Origin of the sequence: Draconibacterium orientale (assembly GCF_900111425.1) — a bacterium.
Lineage (GTDB): Bacteria > Bacteroidota > Bacteroidia > Bacteroidales > Prolixibacteraceae > Draconibacterium > Draconibacterium orientale.
In genome coordinates, this window is sequence record NZ_FOHT01000030.1 from 1 (window position 1) to 16,262 (window position 16,262).

General features: G+C 42.3%; 13 protein-coding genes and 1 other RNA gene. 3 read left to right on the forward strand and 11 right to left on the reverse strand.

Annotation, left to right across the window (positions count from 1 at the left end; translation table 11 throughout):
• Window positions 1-662: 662 nt before the first annotated feature.
• The 4 genes from trpB to BMW53_RS15370 form a co-directional block, all read right to left on the reverse strand.
• Window positions 663-1,862, reverse strand: a complete 1,200-nt coding sequence (trpB, locus tag BMW53_RS15355; RefSeq protein ID WP_038555280.1) for a tryptophan synthase subunit beta — start codon at window positions 1,860-1,862, stop codon at window positions 663-665.
• A 432-nt stretch (window positions 1,863-2,294) separates the two neighbouring features.
• Window positions 2,295-3,959: an AMP-binding protein gene (locus BMW53_RS15360; protein ID WP_038555277.1), complete on the reverse strand. Its 1,665-nt coding sequence runs from the start codon at window positions 3,957-3,959 to the stop codon at window positions 2,295-2,297.
• 88 nt (window positions 3,960-4,047) lie between these two features.
• A complete protein-coding gene (locus BMW53_RS15365) occupies window positions 4,048-5,820 on the reverse strand; it encodes an SGNH/GDSL hydrolase family protein (RefSeq protein WP_038555274.1) in 1,773 nt (590 codons plus the stop codon).
• Between the two features lie 246 nt (window positions 5,821-6,066).
• Window positions 6,067-7,278, reverse strand: a complete 1,212-nt coding sequence (locus tag BMW53_RS15370) for an S-adenosylmethionine:tRNA ribosyltransferase-isomerase (protein WP_038555271.1) — start codon at window positions 7,276-7,278, stop codon at window positions 6,067-6,069.
• A gap of 199 nt (window positions 7,279-7,477) precedes the next feature.
• Between BMW53_RS15370 and BMW53_RS15375 the strand changes: the two genes are divergently transcribed.
• Together BMW53_RS15375 and rnpB are read left to right on the forward strand one after the other, a co-directional pair.
• A complete protein-coding gene (locus tag BMW53_RS15375) occupies window positions 7,478-8,515 on the forward strand; it encodes a DUF2027 domain-containing protein (protein ID WP_038555268.1) in 1,038 nt (345 codons plus the stop codon).
• A 317-nt stretch (window positions 8,516-8,832) separates the two neighbouring features.
• An RNA gene (gene rnpB / locus BMW53_RS15380) (RNase P RNA component class A) lies at window positions 8,833-9,244 on the forward strand.
• 85 nt (window positions 9,245-9,329) lie between these two features.
• Here the strand turns inward: rnpB and BMW53_RS15385 are convergent.
• The 3 genes from BMW53_RS15385 to BMW53_RS21530 form a co-directional block, all read right to left on the reverse strand.
• A complete protein-coding gene (locus tag BMW53_RS15385; RefSeq protein ID WP_074780931.1) occupies window positions 9,330-9,833 on the reverse strand; it encodes a hypothetical protein in 504 nt (167 codons plus the stop codon).
• Between the two features lie 83 nt (window positions 9,834-9,916).
• The gene (locus BMW53_RS15390; RefSeq protein WP_038555262.1) at window positions 9,917-10,153 is read right to left on the reverse strand and encodes a hypothetical protein; all 237 of its coding nucleotides are present in this window, start codon (window positions 10,151-10,153) and stop codon (window positions 9,917-9,919) included.
• A gap of 32 nt (window positions 10,154-10,185) precedes the next feature.
• Complete coding sequence (locus tag BMW53_RS21530; RefSeq protein WP_051567559.1) at window positions 10,186-10,554, reverse strand: RDD family protein; 369 nt, start codon at window positions 10,552-10,554, stop codon at window positions 10,186-10,188.
• A 506-nt stretch (window positions 10,555-11,060) separates the two neighbouring features.
• Between BMW53_RS21530 and BMW53_RS15405 the strand changes: the two genes are divergently transcribed.
• Window positions 11,061-11,432: an HU family DNA-binding protein gene (locus BMW53_RS15405; RefSeq protein ID WP_038555248.1), complete on the forward strand. Its 372-nt coding sequence runs from the start codon at window positions 11,061-11,063 to the stop codon at window positions 11,430-11,432.
• Window positions 11,433-11,537: 105 nt separating this feature from the next.
• On the opposite strand, the gene BMW53_RS15410 is transcribed toward BMW53_RS15405, so the two are convergent.
• From BMW53_RS15410 to cysD, 4 genes are all read right to left on the reverse strand, one after another.
• Window positions 11,538-12,101, reverse strand: a complete 564-nt coding sequence (locus tag BMW53_RS15410; protein WP_051567558.1) for a protein tyrosine phosphatase family protein — start codon at window positions 12,099-12,101, stop codon at window positions 11,538-11,540.
• Window positions 12,102-12,261: 160 nt separating this feature from the next.
• Window positions 12,262-13,317, reverse strand: coding sequence for an NAD-dependent epimerase (locus BMW53_RS15415; RefSeq protein WP_038555237.1), 1,056 nt, complete (start codon window positions 13,315-13,317; stop codon window positions 12,262-12,264).
• 9 nt (window positions 13,318-13,326) lie between these two features.
• Window positions 13,327-15,255, reverse strand: a complete 1,929-nt coding sequence (gene cysN / locus BMW53_RS15420) for a sulfate adenylyltransferase subunit CysN (protein WP_051567557.1) — start codon at window positions 15,253-15,255, stop codon at window positions 13,327-13,329.
• Between the two features lie 79 nt (window positions 15,256-15,334).
• A complete protein-coding gene (gene cysD, locus BMW53_RS15425; protein ID WP_038555231.1) occupies window positions 15,335-16,243 on the reverse strand; it encodes a sulfate adenylyltransferase subunit CysD in 909 nt (302 codons plus the stop codon).
• Window positions 16,244-16,262 lie beyond the last annotated feature (19 nt).

Sequence of the window (16,262 nt, forward strand, 5' to 3'; positions counted from 1 at the left end):
TAATGAGTTAATTATAAAAATGATAGTAAAGCACTGTGGTGGAGATCCGAGTTTAGTTTTTCGCTGAATTAGGCTTTTTGAAAATCGTGTGCCTTGGGGATTCTTCCGAACACTCCTAATTACAAATCCGCACCAGCGGGGAATGTTTCGCCGCTCGCAGATTTCAAGGCTAAGGGATACAATGAGTGTACAACTCGCAATTGCCCGTTATTCTGCCATCAAATCTTATTTTTTAATAACACTTCGTATAGTGTATTATTTTAAAAGACAATACAGATAAGAATGATGGGGACTTAAGGATCCGGTCCTTATTCTTTTAAACTGATAAGGATCGGATCCCTTTATTACAAGCGATTTGAAACCACTAAGCGCATTTGCCTACGAAAAAGAGTACACTCTGCCAATAAGCCATTATTTACTGATTTCTTACAATAAAACATTCATGATTCCCGAAATCACCAAGAGGGATGAAAGGATATTAATATTGTTTCACGCAAAGAAAAGAAGAAGCGCAAAATTCGCAAAGGTATAGAATCTGTTTTGCGTGCTTTGCGAAAACTTAGTGATCTACTCTGCGTGAACTTTTTTGTTTTTACCAAAGTGACTTTCAGAAAAAAAGTCCGGCAAAACCGGACTTTTCAATATCGTAATCAGAAGTCTTCTTATTCAGGCAACCCATATTTTTCAATCACAAAGTCGATGTCTTTGTCGCCACGGCCACTGAGGTTAATCAAAATTGATTCCTGTTGGTTTTCCTGGGCCAGTTTTAAACCGTAAGCCACTGCGTGTGCGCTTTCCAGTGCCGGAATAATTCCTTCCAGACGGCTTAGTTCAAAAAAAGCATCGATGGTTTCGGCATCGTTGGCAATGCCGTAATTTACTTTGCCCATATCTTTCAGCATGCTGTGTTCCGGTCCAACACCCGGGTAGTCCAAACCGCTGGCCACCGAATAAACCGGTGCAGGTTCGCCTTTTTCATCCTGCAAGGTATAGCACTTAAAACCGTGAAGCATGCCCGGTTTTCCGTAGGTAATGGTGCTGGCGTGGTCGCCCAGTTTTGTGCCAACTCCGCCCGGCTCCACACCGTGTAGCTGTGTATCTTCAATATCGAGGAAACCCGAGAACATTCCCATGGCATTACTTCCGCCGCCCACACAAGCCACTACGTGATCGGGATTTTCGCCGGTCATTTCATAAAACTGCTCTTGTGCTTCAATTCCTACAACGCGCTGGAAATCGCGAACCATCATCGGAAAAGGGTGCGGGCCAACAACCGAACCAATACAGTAGATGGTATTTTCGGGATCTTTTAAATAGGCTTCAAAAGCCGAGTCAACCGCTTCTTTCAGCGTTTTTAATCCGTGCGAAACCGGAATTACTTCGGCTCCCAGAATTTTCATCCGCACCACATTCGGGTGTTCTTTGGCAATGTCAACTTCGCCCATGTGAATTTCGCACTCCAAACCAAAATAAGCTGCTGCAGTTGCCAGTGCCACACCGTGTTGTCCGGCGCCGGTTTCGGCAATCAGTTTCTTTTTGCCCAGGTGCTTGGCCAATAAAGCCTCGCCCATACAGTGGTTTAATTTGTGGGCGCCCGAGTGGTTCAGGTCTTCGCGTTTCAGGTAAATGCGGCCACCGTATTTTGCCGACAAATTTTGGCAGTAGTAAACCGGAGTTGGCCGGCCCTGAAAGTGTTTGCGAATGCTGCGAAGTTCCGAAATAAAATTATGCGATTTGCTGATGCTGAAATAGGCTTTGGTAATTTTATCCATTTCTTTTTGCAAATCGGGTGGAATAAACGAGCCACCATATTCCTTGTAAAATCCCTCTTTATTTGGGTATTGTTTGAAATAATCAGACATAAGTTTTTTGAATTTTAAATTAACCCTACGAATTTAAAACTTTATCTCTTAGGGTTGATTCTAAATAAGGAGCTAAAATAAATTTTTCGCGAATTAATAACAGATTGTATTGTTCCTGGCTTTTCAGGAAATTATTCAACCCCTTCAGGGCAGAGACGCGATTGAGTTTTGTTTTTCCGTGCGTTTTACACACGGTTATTCGTATTTAGTTCTTTCTGGACATTGTTGTTTGCATGGAAGAAAATTATCCTTAAAGATTAGCTGTAAATTTTATGGTGTTTTCCGGTTAGCAGGCCTGGGGAATCAATAGTATTGCGGGTGGTCCTGCAAGGACTTAATGTGAATAATCGCCGGTAAAGCCGGTGGTAGTTGAAGAATACAATCTCAGCCCCGAAAGGGTTGAACACCTTGCGATTATCGGTAAAAGCCTGTTTAATGATACAGGTAGCGTTTTATTTTTTGCGTAGCCGTTTTTATAAAAGGGGTAGGGTGCGATATAAAATCCTGAATTTTGGAAAACTTATTCACCCGCGAATTGATATATTCTTTTAGTTCAGCGCTTAACTCTTCAATTTTTTCATCTACCTGATGCGAGATTTCATCCATTTTATCTCCCAGTTCAGAACGCATTTCTTTCACTTTTTGCTCCAGTTCATCTCTGTTAAAATGAACCAGTGCCACCAGTTTCCCTTTTTTCTGAACCACAATCGATTCCACCACGTGCCTGAAATTATTGATGATCGATTCAATTTCCTCGGGGTAGATATTTTCGCCGTTGGCACCAACAATCATATTTTTCAGGCGACCTTTGTGGCTTAGCCAGCCGTCTTTATCAAAAACACCAAGGTCGCCGGTTTTAAACCAGCCATCGTCGGTTAATACACGTTTTGTTTCTTCGGGGTTTTTGTAGTAACCCAACATTACATTCGGCCCTTTTGTCCAGATTTCACCTTCGCCGGTTACCGGGTTCGGATCGTGAATTATTAATTCGCTGTTAATTACTTTTGGGCCAATGGCTCTGAAACGTGTTGTTGTTGGGTTTGATCCCGCCACAAGAGGAGAGGTTTCGGTTAAGCCGTAACCAATGGCATATGGGAATTTTGCATCGCGCAGAAAACGTTCCACTTTGCCATCGAGTTTTGCACCGCCAATACCAAAAAATACAAGTCGGCCACCAAACGTTTCGTATAATTTTTTGCCCGCCATACGGTGAACCAGTTTTCGTGTTGGCTTAAAACGATGTAGCAATCGTGTTACCGTTTTTTTATTAATCGCCGGTAAAATGCTGCTTTTGTACACTTTCTCAATAATCATTGGTACCGTGAGCATAATCTCCGGGCGAATCTTTTTCAGCGCTGGTAAAAGTACACTTGCCGTAGGCGGTTTGTGCAGATAAGTTACACTGGCTCCTTTGTACATGGCCAGCAAAAATCCAATGGTGTTTTCGTAGGTGTGCGATAAGGGCAGCACCGATAGAAAATGAAAATGAGGCTTTATTTCCTGAACTGCCGCCGATTGAATAATATTCTCCAAAATGTTTTTCTGCGACAGCATTACCCCTTTCGAATTTCCGGTAGTTCCGGAGGTGTAAATCAATACCGCCAGCTCATTTTCTTTGGGTTGATGGGTTTTGTTGCTGCTTGCTCTTTCATCAAAAACCACCGAAGTGTCTTCTGTTTTCAGAAGACTCAGATCGTCTATTTTTATAATAACATCCAGCGTTGATGCGTCAGCTTCTTTCAATTTATACTGAAGGCTTGAAGAGATAAACATCGCTTTCGACTCGGAATGTTTGATCACATTCTCCAGTTCAACCGGGCTAAAATCGGGAAGAACAGGAACGGCAACAATTCCGGAGCACTGCAAGGCAAAATAAACAACGCCCCAGGTGGGCATGTTTTGGCTGTAAATGATCACTTTATCGCCAGCACCAATACCCAGCTTTTCCAAATAGGCCTGAACGGCGGAGATTTTTCTCCCCATTTGGGCATAAGTAAGGTAGTCGCCATCAATAAAACCAAGTGCCTTGTTGTTGGCATATTTTTTTACCGACTCGGAAATGAAGGAGGAAAAGCTATCGATTTTATCTCTCTGCATAATGCTGCAAATATGGTTAAAGCACGCTTCTGTGCAAATATTTGGTATTAAAAAATGTTATTGTCAGCTCTTGCGGCTGTCATAATTTCTATTGCTGAGTTAACAATTTCCTGATTTTTTGCGCCAGTTTATTGTAGCCGTCAGCATTGGGATGAAGCCCGTCGGAAAAGAGCGATTCATCAATTTTTCCATTTTCCTGAAGCAGAACAGTGCCCGGATTGGAATAATCAAGTTGCATTTCGCCTGCTAACTGTGTTATTTTTAAGTTCAGCCCGGCCACACGTTCTTCGTTGTCTCTGCGCGGATAAATACCCAAAATTAAAACACGGGCATGGGATTGCCGGTTTTTAACAGCTTCGTAAACCAGTTTTAGTCCGGCTATAATTTCTTCGTCGGTGTTTAGATGCAGGTTGTTGGTTCCAAGCATGAAAACAATTTGCCCGGCCTGAAATCCGTCGAGCTCTTCATGATAAATGCGCCAAAGTACATTTTCAACGCGGTCCCAGCCAAAGCCAAAGTTATGCACCGAGAGGTCGCCCAGGTATTTGTTCCACGAATCAGCACCGTTTTTTCGTGGATCTTCGGGAATGCCGCCCCAGTAATGCGTAATGGAATTGCCAAAGAAGCAAACTTTTGGCGGATTGGTTTTATTCAGTTCCAGCAGTTTGTTGTGGCGGGCTTCCCAGTTATAGCTGGCCGGCTCGCGCGATTGTGTTACTGGAATTGTAGTAGAGATTTTTCCCTTAGGTTCATTCAGAAATTCACGAAGTTTCTTTTCGTAGGCCAGCGCATATTGTTCCATTCCACGGTCGGTAGGATGCACGCCATCAACAAAACTATTCAAATCCAGGTTGAGTTCTTTTTGAGTTAGCACCGTTATGTTGGTGTAGCTTTCTGTCATCAAATCGGCAAAAGCTTTTGACTGCGCTGCATTTAATCTGTCGGTACCTTCCTTTTGCGCTTTGTTGCTGCTTTCAAAACCGTAAGCGGGGTGCTCTACCAATAGTATTGGCGCCGATGATTTTGCGCGTAAGGCTTTTACGGTATTCATCACCTTCTGATAAATATCGTTTTCCGAATATTTTTCTCCTAAAGTCAGGTTGGGGAGGCAATCTAAAATGTACACTTTGGCATCGATCTCGCTAAGTAGTTGGGTAACTTCGTCTTCCAGTCTCCCGTTTCCTGAAAAGGCCAGGTTAATGAGTGGATTATCCATTTCCCGTTCCAGGATGGAAGTCCATGCCATACCCGGACGCGAGGCGCAACCGCCCTGTGCAATGGAAGTTCCGTAAACCACAATTGGTTTTTCGTTACGCAAAGGAATAGGCTCGAAAAGAGCCTCGTCGGCTACCCCGATTTCCATCCATCTTACCGAGTTGTAAAGCGGAAGGTAGAGGTGATATTCGCGGCCAAGCTTGTGGTAGTTATCATTGGGTGTGATGTTTCGGAATGTATAGGTTACGGTATCGCCAAACGAATAATGCCCGCGGCAGCACAACCATTCGCCATCGGCATTTTTTGCATATAAATCCAAGCCACTGACACCGGTTGAGGGCATGTGCGCCATGTTTAAATTTCCGCCAACCTGATACTTGACCTTAATTTCGGAGGCATTGCTGCGAAAGCGGATCTTTAACCCGGCCGTATGTTTCGAAAGGTTCCACACGGCATCGCGAACGGTGCCTTTTGCTTTTGCCGGAAGCCGGTCGTAAGGCGATTCCAGTCCGTTTGTCCAGCCTTGCCCGTTAATCACGTCGAAACTGTTTTCGGAGGGGCTCCACCATTTTATTTCTTTGTTTTGTGCAAAGCCTGAAATTGAAATCAGTAATGCAAGGAGGATTAGGTTTAATCTGAGTTTCATTGTCGATTTTTTTATGGATATTGGTTAAAACCCTGCTCCCGAAACTTCGGGATTATTGCAGCTACTTTAGTTTCTATAAACTTTTTTTATTGGATTTCGAATTGAGTACCGAGATTTGAGTATTGAGAAATTTATACGTGTCTCTATTCTTCTCTCACTACTCATTACTTTCTACTCATATCCGATTCTTTGTTCATTTTCAATTTCATTCAATCTTTAACCTATAAACTTTCAGTGCATAGTGGTTTATTTTAGGTAAAGGTTACTGTCTCCATAGCTTAAAAAACGGAAGTCGTTGGCGAGGGCGTAGTCGTAAATCTTTTTCCAGTCGTTGCCCAGAAAAGCGCTGATTAAAAGCAACAGCGTACTTTGTGGCTGGTGAAAATTGGTAAACATACCACTGATCAGTTTGAAATCGTAGCCCGGCAGAATGATAATTTGTGTTGAAAAGCGAATGGCTTTTTCATCGTTTTCGGCCAGGAAATAAATGATGTTCTGCAGGGCTTTTTCGAGCGAAATCGTGGCCTCATTTGTGTAAGGTTCCCACTGTTTTACCTCGGGATGAAACGGATCGAAACGTTTTTCTTCCAGTTGCAGGCCAATCCAGTACAAACTTTCCAGCGAGCGCACCGAAGTGGTTCCCACCGCAATGATATTTTTAGGATTTTCGAGAAAAGAACGCAGAATTTCTATCGGGATGATTACCTGCTCGTGGTGCATGGTGTGCCCTTCGATGGTTTCCGATTTTACGGGCTGAAAAGTACCGGCTCCCACATGCAGCGTAATTTCGTTGGTGGTGATGTTTTTTTCGGCCAGTTGCGCAATCACCGGATCGGTAAAATGCAAACCTGCTGTTGGCGCTGCCACCGAACCATCGATTTTAGCATAAACAGTTTGATATGTTTCCTCGTCGCTTTCTTCGGTGTCGCGGTTCAGGTACGGCGGGATGGGTAATTGCCCGATGTGCTCAATAATTTCGGAGAAATGTACGCCGCCGTTCCACACAAAACGAATGTGAAACGAATTGCCTTCCTGCCCGATTTTTGCAGCAGTTAGTTCTATTGTTTTCCCATCAATTTCGAAAGTTTGGGTAAGGAAACCTTCTTTCCACTTTTTAGAATTGCCCACCATACATTTCCATGTCACTTCTTCGGTTTCCTGAAAAGCTACCTGGTAGTCGGCCGGTTCAACAGGCTCCAGACAAAAGATTTCGATTTTGGCACCGGTTTCTTTGTGAAAAAACAAACGGGCATGAATTACGCGGGTATTGTTAAAAACCAGCTGCGCATCTTCCGGAAGATAATTGGCGCAGTTTTCAAAAATATCCTGTTGGATAGTCCCGTTCTGCCTGATTAATAATTTCGATTTGTCGCGCTCGTTAAGCGGGTATTTGGCAATTCGCTCATCGGGCAAATTATACGTGTAATCGCTAATCTTTATGTCTTTGTATCTGTTCAAACCAATTGTCTTTTAGGACTGCAAAAGTAAGAATTTCTTTTTTGTTGTAACCAAGTTGAAATTAAGGGCTGAAGCCCAGTTTGAAAGCTGCTTTTCTTAACCCCGGGCTTAAGCCCGGGGTTAGTAAATGCGAACCTGAATGGGCTTTAGCCCTTAATGAAAAATATTAATGTTACTTTTGTCGGAAAAGTAAGAAGTCATGATAAAAGTAGGCGATAAGGTTAAGTTTTTAAACGATGTTGGTGGTGGGGTAGTAACCGGTTTTGTAAATAAAACCACGGTAAATGTTGAAGGCGATGATGGTTTTGAAGTGCCTTGCCTGATAAAAGAACTGGTAAATATTAGTGCTCCGGAACTTAATGCAGGCAGTACTGCATCAGTACAACAGGAAACGCCTGCGGAAGTGCAGCCCGAACCAGAATATATTGAACCCAAAGGCGAAATTATTAACGGTAAAAACGCTGCTGAATTTTATTTTTGTTTTGTGCCTACCGATCCCAAGAATCCGCTTTCGGGCGAGATCGAATTGTTTTTGGTAAACGACAGTAACTATACGGTTCTGTTCAATTATTCGTATATAAAAACCGATGGCGTTGAGGCCATTAAACAAGGGACGGTACGTTCCAATTCACGCGAGAAGATTGATGCTTTGGTTCAGGAAGATTTTACCGATCTGCCCGACTTTGGTTTTCAGCTCATTTATTTCCGCGAAACAGAAAGTGAATGGAATTTGCCCATGGTGAAGAAGTTCCGCGTTAACCCGGTGAAGTTTTACAAAGAGTCGACTTTCCGTGCGAACTCCTATTTCAGAAAGAATGCTTTTGTGCTGAAGATTACGTCTGATACATTTCAGACTGAACTGGATAAACTAACCCAGGATGATTTCAAAAAGGTGGTAAAGGCAAAGGAAACTGCTGAAGCCCCTAAACGTAAAGAACGCAAACGCAATACCGAAGAGGTGGTGATTGATTTGCATATTACCGAGCTGCTCGACGAACCGGAAGGCTTAAGCAACCGCGAAATGCTGGATATTCAGATGGAGACTGTTGAATCGGAAATGAACCTGGCCATTAAGAATCATGCAAAACGAATTGTATTTATTCACGGTGTGGGGCAGGGCGTTTTAAAACAGGAGGTGACCAACCTGCTGAAACGCAAATTCAAAAAATATTATTTCCAGGATGCCTCGTTTAAGGAGTATGGCTATGGGGCAACGATGGTGATTTTGCGGAAGTAGTTTGTATTTTACCACAAAGTTGCACAAAGGAAGCCCGAAGTTTCACAAAGTTTCAAGTTTTCTATAATTGAAGCATTTGAGCATTGAAATCAGTAATGCTGATAACCTTTAAGATTGCTTCGTGCAGTTCGAAAGAGACATGATGCAAGGATTTGTCAGGGAGAGAATGGTTCTCTAATCGACTGATAACACCGTTACTGGCAACGAAGTGAAGCAATCTCTTGGCCTAAGATTATTTTAACCGGATAATAGTGGTTTGAAATAGAGAAACTTTGAACAGAAAACACTAAACTCTAAACTAAAAGTGTACTTTTGCACGGGCAAGCCGCTTTATCGGGCTGACGATTACTGTCAGTCAGGAAAGTCCGGGCAACACAGGGCACCGTGCTTCCTAGCGGGAAGATCTTTGAAAGGGGATAGCAACGTAACAGAAAATAACCACTCCCGATTTATCGGGAGAACGGGTGAAAAGGTGCGGTAAAAGCGCACCGGTGATGGTGGTAACATCGTTAGCCGTACGTCTTACGGGTTGCAAAGCCATGTATATCCAAAGTGTTTGCCGCTGTTGCGGTACAGCGAAACGGCCCGTTTTGCTCTCAACGCACAAGAGACTTTGGAGGGGTAGGCTGCAGGATCACGGCAGTGATGTCGTGACTAGATAAATGATAAAGCTTTCCTGACGATAAATGTCAGGATTGACAGGACCCGGCTTACAGGCTTGCCTTTTTTTATTCAGCGGGTGACTAGTTGTTTTAACTTTTAGTCACCCGCTGAATTGTTTTAAACTAGCATTGTAGTTGCAGGGAAATGAGTATTACTCTGATAGTGAAACGAGGTGTTGTTTCCACTCCTCGGGGACTTCTTTTAAGGTATAAATTCTTAATTCTTCGGTTGACGCAAGATTTGTTACAGGTGTTAATGTTTCGTTTAAGAATTCTGTATCAATTTTATACATTGCACCGGTTGCCGGATCAACGATGAGTAATCCAATTAATCCTCCAAAAATTATATTTCCAAAATACCAGCCATCAAGCTTAAAGTAAACAGGTACTGTTTTCGTTTCGTATCCCTCTTTTGTAAACTTAACCTGATATTGTGCCTTGGTGAAATAACCATCGCTGGCTCTTAGTTTTATAGTGGCAGGTGTTGTGCCGCTAAATATTTCATAGCTATTGTTATTGGTAATAATAATTTTTGCTTCTGATGGGTAACTGTTAATCGAGAAGGGATAGCTGCTTTTGCTTACAATACTGGCACAGCCAGATAACATGATAATGAGACCTGTTAAAAGTCCCATTGTGATTAGTTTTCTTTTCATAAGTATGTTATTGGTTTAGCTTTGTTGCATGTTGTTGGTGTAAAAATTACAGTCTGAAAATAAAATCAGACTGTAATTCTTTCTTAATTTTTATCACAAGGCTTATAAATAGCTCCTGTTGCAAAGTCAACAATGGCACCCGGCCAGAATAACAATACATCTGCGATAAGTGCACCTCCGCGAATGGCTCTTGTAGGTTCTCCCGGTGCAGGTTTCGTCCTTTGGCATTCAGAAACTTTACCACCAAATACGGTGGCGCAACTCGACATCATAATCGCAACAAGGGCCATTGCCAAAAAGTTGAAAATTTTCTTTTTCATTTTAATACGTTTTAAATTATACATTAGGGTAACTACAGTTTATTCACTGTTGTTTTCGAAATCCAATCATGTAATCCCCTGAAAGAAAAGAGGTAAGTCAGAATATCGATAGGGATAAATCTTGTCATCGTTCGGAGGATAATTCTTAAGAAAAAGTAATTTTTTGATTCTGTTGATGAAACCACTTTCGAACGGGTAATTATTTTTCCAATCGTTTGTTCTGTCGTGCTTTCAAGTATAAAATAGTACAGGAAATAGACAATAATTGAAATCCATTTAACATTTTGCTGAGGAATAACATCCTTAAAGAGTATCAAAATGCCAAACATAATAAGGAAGTAAATTGCAGAGTCTATCAGGAAATTTACAAGGCGAAGTGTTTTTCCATTCATTTCAGGCATAATTCAAAGGTTATTGTCTAGATATTGTCAGCTTATTCTACATAATTCGGGGTGGCTTTTCACTTATTGTGTCACCAGGAACTAATGTCAAAAATATATGTTAAAAAGCAAAAGAACAATTATAACAGGTTATTTATATTGTATATAAATTAAGGTAAATAGAAATTATTTTTTGATGCCAAAATGAGGACTTTTATATATAGTATTTATCACAAGTGATAACAAAAAAGATGTCAAGTGATTAAACTAGAAATGACAAGTGAACTTTTAAAAGAAGTCAAGTGATTGAGAGAAAGATGTCAAGTGAAAAAAATACAAATATCAAGACAAAAATATTCGTACAGATAAGCATGGGGAATGTTTGCCTTTTTGCTTTATGATGAATAGCTTATGCTGTAAAACATTTTGTTTAAAAGGAATCTGGTGTAATTTTATGTCAACAACTTCAGGAAAGCCCCAAACGGCTTCAGTAAAGTTTAATTTTTTAATCATCAAATTCATTTAAAATGCTAAAGTACAAGCTCATTGAAAAAGCGAATCCACGGGATTTAACTGCACCTAAAAAGTTTTACGCCTCGCATGTATCATCGGGCCGTAAAACCATTAGCCGCGATATTGAAGACAAATCGTCGCTTAGCCGTGGCGATATCAGTAATGTGTTGGATAACCTGGTTGACCAGATACCGAAGTACCTGCTCGACGGACAAACGGTTAGTCTGGGCGACCTTGGATCTTTTCGCCTAACCTTAAGTAGTGAAGGCGCAGAGCAGGAAAAGAACTTTAAATCGAATATGATAAAAAACGTGAAAATTATTTTTACACCGGGCAAAATGTTGAAAGAGGAGGTGGCCAAAGCACGGTTCGATAAATCGGAATAAAGTTAAACGTGATAATAATAGTGTTTGCCATATAGCAATTGTGCCTGTTCAGGCATATTTCAGAGGGTAAAAGGCGGGTAATCTGTTTAATCAGGTTGCCCGCTATTATTTTAATTGCCAGTCAACCTCTTCTTTAAGCAAATATTCCAGCGGAAACGAAAATTTGATCTGCTCGCCAAATGCTATGGCATCTGCCAGTTTGTAATCTTTGTATTCAACCAGGTAAGCCATCATAAAATAGGTTACCCGGCCGGCACTTCCGCAGTGAATTAACACCTTTTTGTATTTAGCATTATCTAATGCCTCCGCAAATTTCTTTAGGTTTTCGGGCGTGTAGCCATCGTAACCAGCAATCGGTAACGAAACGTATTTCATTTTCAGTTTGGCAACCAAAACTTCTTCGTTAAATGCTTCCTCGGCAAAATCCTCGTTTTCTCCCTCCGTGCGAAGATTGATCACCAAATCAACACCCTGTTGTTTTAACCATTCAAAAGTTTCGAGATTGGGCTGACCGCTAAAAAACATGTTGTTGCTTTTATACAGGTTGGGCGCATTATCGAGTTTTTCAACCTCAGGAACCTTCTTTTTCTGACGCGTTGAAGCCTGTGCCAAAGGCGCATTGAAAAGAAGTACTACACAACTAAACAGCAGTAGGGTAAACGTTTTCATAAAATTGTATTTTGAGTTATTTCATAAAGTTAGATATCCTGAATCGCAATTCTGTTAATGAACTGTTATTGCTTGTTAACGAGTATAAAAACAAAAAATCCGATTCTGTTTTTTCGGAACATGAATCGGATCTTTTAAGTGAAGATTGAAAATCAATCCACTATTGATAAAACTTTCTAAACCATTTAACAAACTCGCCAATTCCTTCCGCCAGCGGCGTATCAGGCGAGTAGCCAAAGTCCTTTTCCAGCGCACTTACGTCGGCGTAGGTTTTATACACATCGCCGGGTTGCATATCGTGGTATTCTTTAACAGCTTCCTGCCCCAGTGCTTTTTCAATGGTTTCGATAAACTCCATCAGTTTCACCGGACTGGAGTTGCCAATGTTGTGCACTTTGTATGGGATACTGGATTCTGGATTCTGGATTCTGGAAGCTTGTGGTTTGTGGCTTGTAGCTTTTTGTGGTGGAGCGTTTAGAATCTTAATGATTCCTTCAACAATATCGTCGATATAGGTAAAGTCGCGGTACAAGTCGCCATGGTTGAAAATCTTTATGGGCTGTCCGCTCAGTATATTTTTCGTGAACGAGAAATACGCCATATCCGGCCGTCCCCAGGGGCCATAAACCGTAAAAAAGCGCAATCCTGTAGTTGGGATACCAAACAAATGACTGTAAGTATGCGCCATCAACTCGTTGCTCTTTTTAGTAGCGGCGTATAAACTCACCGGGTTATCCACTACGTCGTTAACAGATAAAGGCATTTTGGCACTGTTGCCATACACGCTCGACGAGCTGGCGTAAACCAAATGCTGAATATTGTTGTGGCGGCAAGCTTCCAGAATATTAATGAAACCAACAATGTTACTATCGATATAAGCACGTGGATTTTCGAGGCTGTAACGCACGCCTGCCTGAGCTGCCAGGTTGCAAACCCTGTCGAACTTCTCGGTTTCGAAAAGCTGATTGATCTGCTCCTGGTCTTCCAGGTTCATGCGAACAAAGGAATACGCCGGATTTTTGGTGCTCACCACCTTTTTATGCCAGTTCTCAGCATCACGTGAAATTCCTGCTTCGGCCAAACGGGCATATTTCAGCTCGGTAGAATAGTAGTCGTTGATATTGTCGATACCAACAACTTCAACTCCTTGTTCCAATAATTTATTGGTAAGGTGAAACCCTATAAATCCCGCTGTTCCAGTAACTAATATCTTCATTTCAAATTCCTAGTGGTTGGGGAATACTTTGTTCTGAGCTAAATAATCCAAAATCGCATCCAGGTTTTCTTCGTTTTGCTCCGGTTTGAAAACCAGTTTTGCGTTGGTTGGTGCTTCGTATTCCAGATCAGCGCCCGGCAAACCGGTCGTTTTTCCTTCTTCTACCAGCTTGTATAATTCCGGTTTATTGTTTTTGCAATAGTCCAGATCAGCATCCATGTAGAACATATGGAAACGGTCTTTACCAATAATTTCCGCAACCTGTTCGCGCAACGATTCGTTACGCGAGATATATGAAGCAATAGTAATAATACCCTGGTCGTTCAGCATTTTACAAATGTGTGCTACACGACGTAGATTTTCCGCACGGTCGGCAGGCGAGAAGTCCAGCTCGCGACTAAGGCCTGAACGTACCGAACTACCGTCGATTAGTACAACTGTTGCACCGTTATCGAACAGTTTTTTCTCGAGACTGAAAGCCAACTCGTTTTTACCCGAGCCGTGAAGGCCGGTAATCCAGATGGTTTCTCCTTTCTGATTGTATTTCTGAATGTATTCTTCAGCTTTCACAAGCGGCTCACCTTTAGCAATTTTTGCCTTGTCAACATCGGTAATACGCGATGGCAGGCTGTTGCTACCCAGTTTGTCGATGATCATACCTACAGCACAGGTATTATGTGTAACCGGATCAATCAAAATAAACGAACCGGTTTGTTTGTTCTTTTTATACGGATCGAAGAAAAGTGGCTTGGTAGTGGTAATTACCACGCGGCCAATTTCGTTCAGCTTGAATTTCTCGATGTTCGATTTTTCAAGCGTGTTTACATCTACTTTGTATTTAATTTCGTCGATGCGGGCCTTTGTGTTGTTGTTGGCCTGTTTGATATAGAACTGCGTAGAAAGGTTCATGTCGGTCTCATCCATCCAAACCAGCATGGCCTCGAACTGGCGCTCCACGCGTGGCAGGTTATCCGGGTGAACCAACATATCGCCACGCGAAATATCAATTTCGTCTTCCAGTGTAACTGTTACCGATTGTGGCGGGAAAGCATAATCCAGTTCTCCTTCGTAAGTTACGATTTTCTCCACTTTCGACTTTTTCATCGAAGGCAGCACCATTACTTCATCGCCTTTTTTAATGATTCCTGAAGCCACAGATGTTGAGAATCCGCGGAATTTAATATCGGGGCGCAACACATATTGAACCGGGAAACGCAGGTCGTCGAAGTTACGGTCGGAGCTTACATGTACATTCTCCAAAAATTCAAGCAAACAAGGACCGTGATACCAATCCATATTGTCGCCTTTTTCCACAACGTTATCGCCTTTTAATGCCGACAGAGGAATGAAGTTTACATCGGGTATATCCAATTGGGTAACAAAAGCTTTGTAGTCGGCTTTAATTTCCTCAAAACGTTCCTGTTTGTAATCGGCCAAATCCATTTTGTTAATGGCTACCACAATGTGTTTAATTCCAAGCAGGTTGGCCAGATAAGTATGGCGTTTGGTCTGAGTAATTACCCCATGACGGGCATCAATCAGGATAATAGCGAGGTTGGCCGTCGATCCGCCGGTAATCATGTTACGGGTGTACTGCTCGTGTCCCGGAGTATCAGCGATAATGAATTTACGCTTGGCAGTAGAGAAGTAGCGGTAAGCCACATCAATGGTAATTCCCTGCTCGCGCTCGGCTTTTAAACCGTCGAGCAACAGGGCGTAGTCAATTTCCTCGCCGGCATGGCCAATACGTTTACTGTCGCGGTGTAAAGCTTCCAGCTGATCTTCGTAAAGCATTTTACTGTCAGCCATCAAGCGTCCGATAAGCGTTGATTTGCCATCGTCAACCGATCCGGCTGTCAGTAAGCGTAAAAGGTCTTTTTTTTGGTCCTGATCCAGGAACTCTTGTATGTTTAATTTTTTTGTAGTCATCTTTTTGATACTTGATGTTTGATACTAGATGCTTGATACTGGATACTCGATCTGTCAAGAATCTAGTATCCAGAATCCGGTATCCAGTCTAGAAATACCCTTCGCGTTTTTTCTGTTCCATACTTGCTTCCTGGTCGAAGTCGATTACACGTGTTGTACGTTCCGAAACGGTAACAGTCATCATTTCTTCAACAATTTTTTCAATAGTATCGGCTTCCGATTCAATAGCGCCGGTAAGCGGGTAACAACCCAGCGTACGGAAACGAACTTTGCGCATTTCAGCTTTGTCGCGCAGTTCTTTTGGCATGCGTTCGTCGTCAACCAGAATTAAACTGCCGTCCATATTAACTACCGGACGTTCTTTTGCGTAATACAACGGAACGATAGGGATATTCTCCAAACGGATGTACTGCCAGATATCCAGCTCGGTCCAGTTCGAGATAGGGAACACACGAATAGATTCACCTTTCTGCACGCGGCTGTTGTAGATATTCCACAGCTCAGGACGCTGGTTTTTCGGATCCCACTGGTGGAATTTATCGCGGAACGAGAAGATACGTTCCTTCGCACGCGACTTTTCTTCATCGCGACGGGCGCCACCAAAAGCAGCATCAAATTTATATTTATTCAGACCACCAAGCAGGGCTTGTGTTTTCATAATATCGGTGTGAACTTTACTTCCGTGGGTAAACGGACCAACGCCACTTTCGAAACCTTCTTTATTGTGATGAACGATCAGGTCCCAGCCTTTTTCTTTCGCATATGTGTCGCGGAAATCGATCATTTCCTGAAACTTCCATTTCGAATCGATATGCATCAACGGGAACGGAACTTTACCGGGATAAAATGCTTTTTCGGCCAGGCGAACCATCACCGACGAGTCTTTCCCGATGGAATAAAGCATTACTGGATTTTCGAACTCGGCTGCCACCTCGCGGATGATGTGGATGGCTTCTGCCTCCAGTTCGCGAAGGTTGGTTAATGAATAATTATCCATTCTTTTCTATTTTAGTTTT

Bases quoted from the DNA above. Each gene is read 5' to 3' on its own strand.
- trpB (WP_038555280.1), bottom strand. From the start codon at position 1,862: ATGTCTGATTATTTCAAACAATACCCAAATAAAGAGGGATTTTACAAG.
- BMW53_RS15360 (WP_038555277.1), bottom strand. From the start codon at position 3,959: ATGCAGAGAGATAAAATCGATAGCTTTTCCTCCTTCATTTCCGAGTCG.
- BMW53_RS15365 (WP_038555274.1), bottom strand. From the start codon at position 5,820: ATGAAACTCAGATTAAACCTAATCCTCCTTGCATTACTGATTTCAATT.
- BMW53_RS15375 (WP_038555268.1), top strand. From the start codon at position 7,478: ATGATAAAAGTAGGCGATAAGGTTAAGTTTTTAAACGATGTTGGTGGT.
- BMW53_RS15385 (WP_074780931.1), bottom strand. From the start codon at position 9,833: ATGAAAAGAAAACTAATCACAATGGGACTTTTAACAGGTCTCATTATC.
- BMW53_RS15390 (WP_038555262.1), bottom strand. From the start codon at position 10,153: ATGAAAAAGAAAATTTTCAACTTTTTGGCAATGGCCCTTGTTGCGATT.
- BMW53_RS21530 (WP_051567559.1), bottom strand. From the start codon at position 10,554: ATGCCTGAAATGAATGGAAAAACACTTCGCCTTGTAAATTTCCTGATA.
- BMW53_RS15405 (WP_038555248.1), top strand. From the start codon at position 11,061: ATGCTAAAGTACAAGCTCATTGAAAAAGCGAATCCACGGGATTTAACT.
- BMW53_RS15410 (WP_051567558.1), bottom strand. From the start codon at position 12,101: ATGAAAACGTTTACCCTACTGCTGTTTAGTTGTGTAGTACTTCTTTTC.
- BMW53_RS15415 (WP_038555237.1), bottom strand. From the start codon at position 13,317: ATGAAGATATTAGTTACTGGAACAGCGGGATTTATAGGGTTTCACCTT.
- cysD (WP_038555231.1), bottom strand. From the start codon at position 16,243: ATGGATAATTATTCATTAACCAACCTTCGCGAACTGGAGGCAGAAGCC.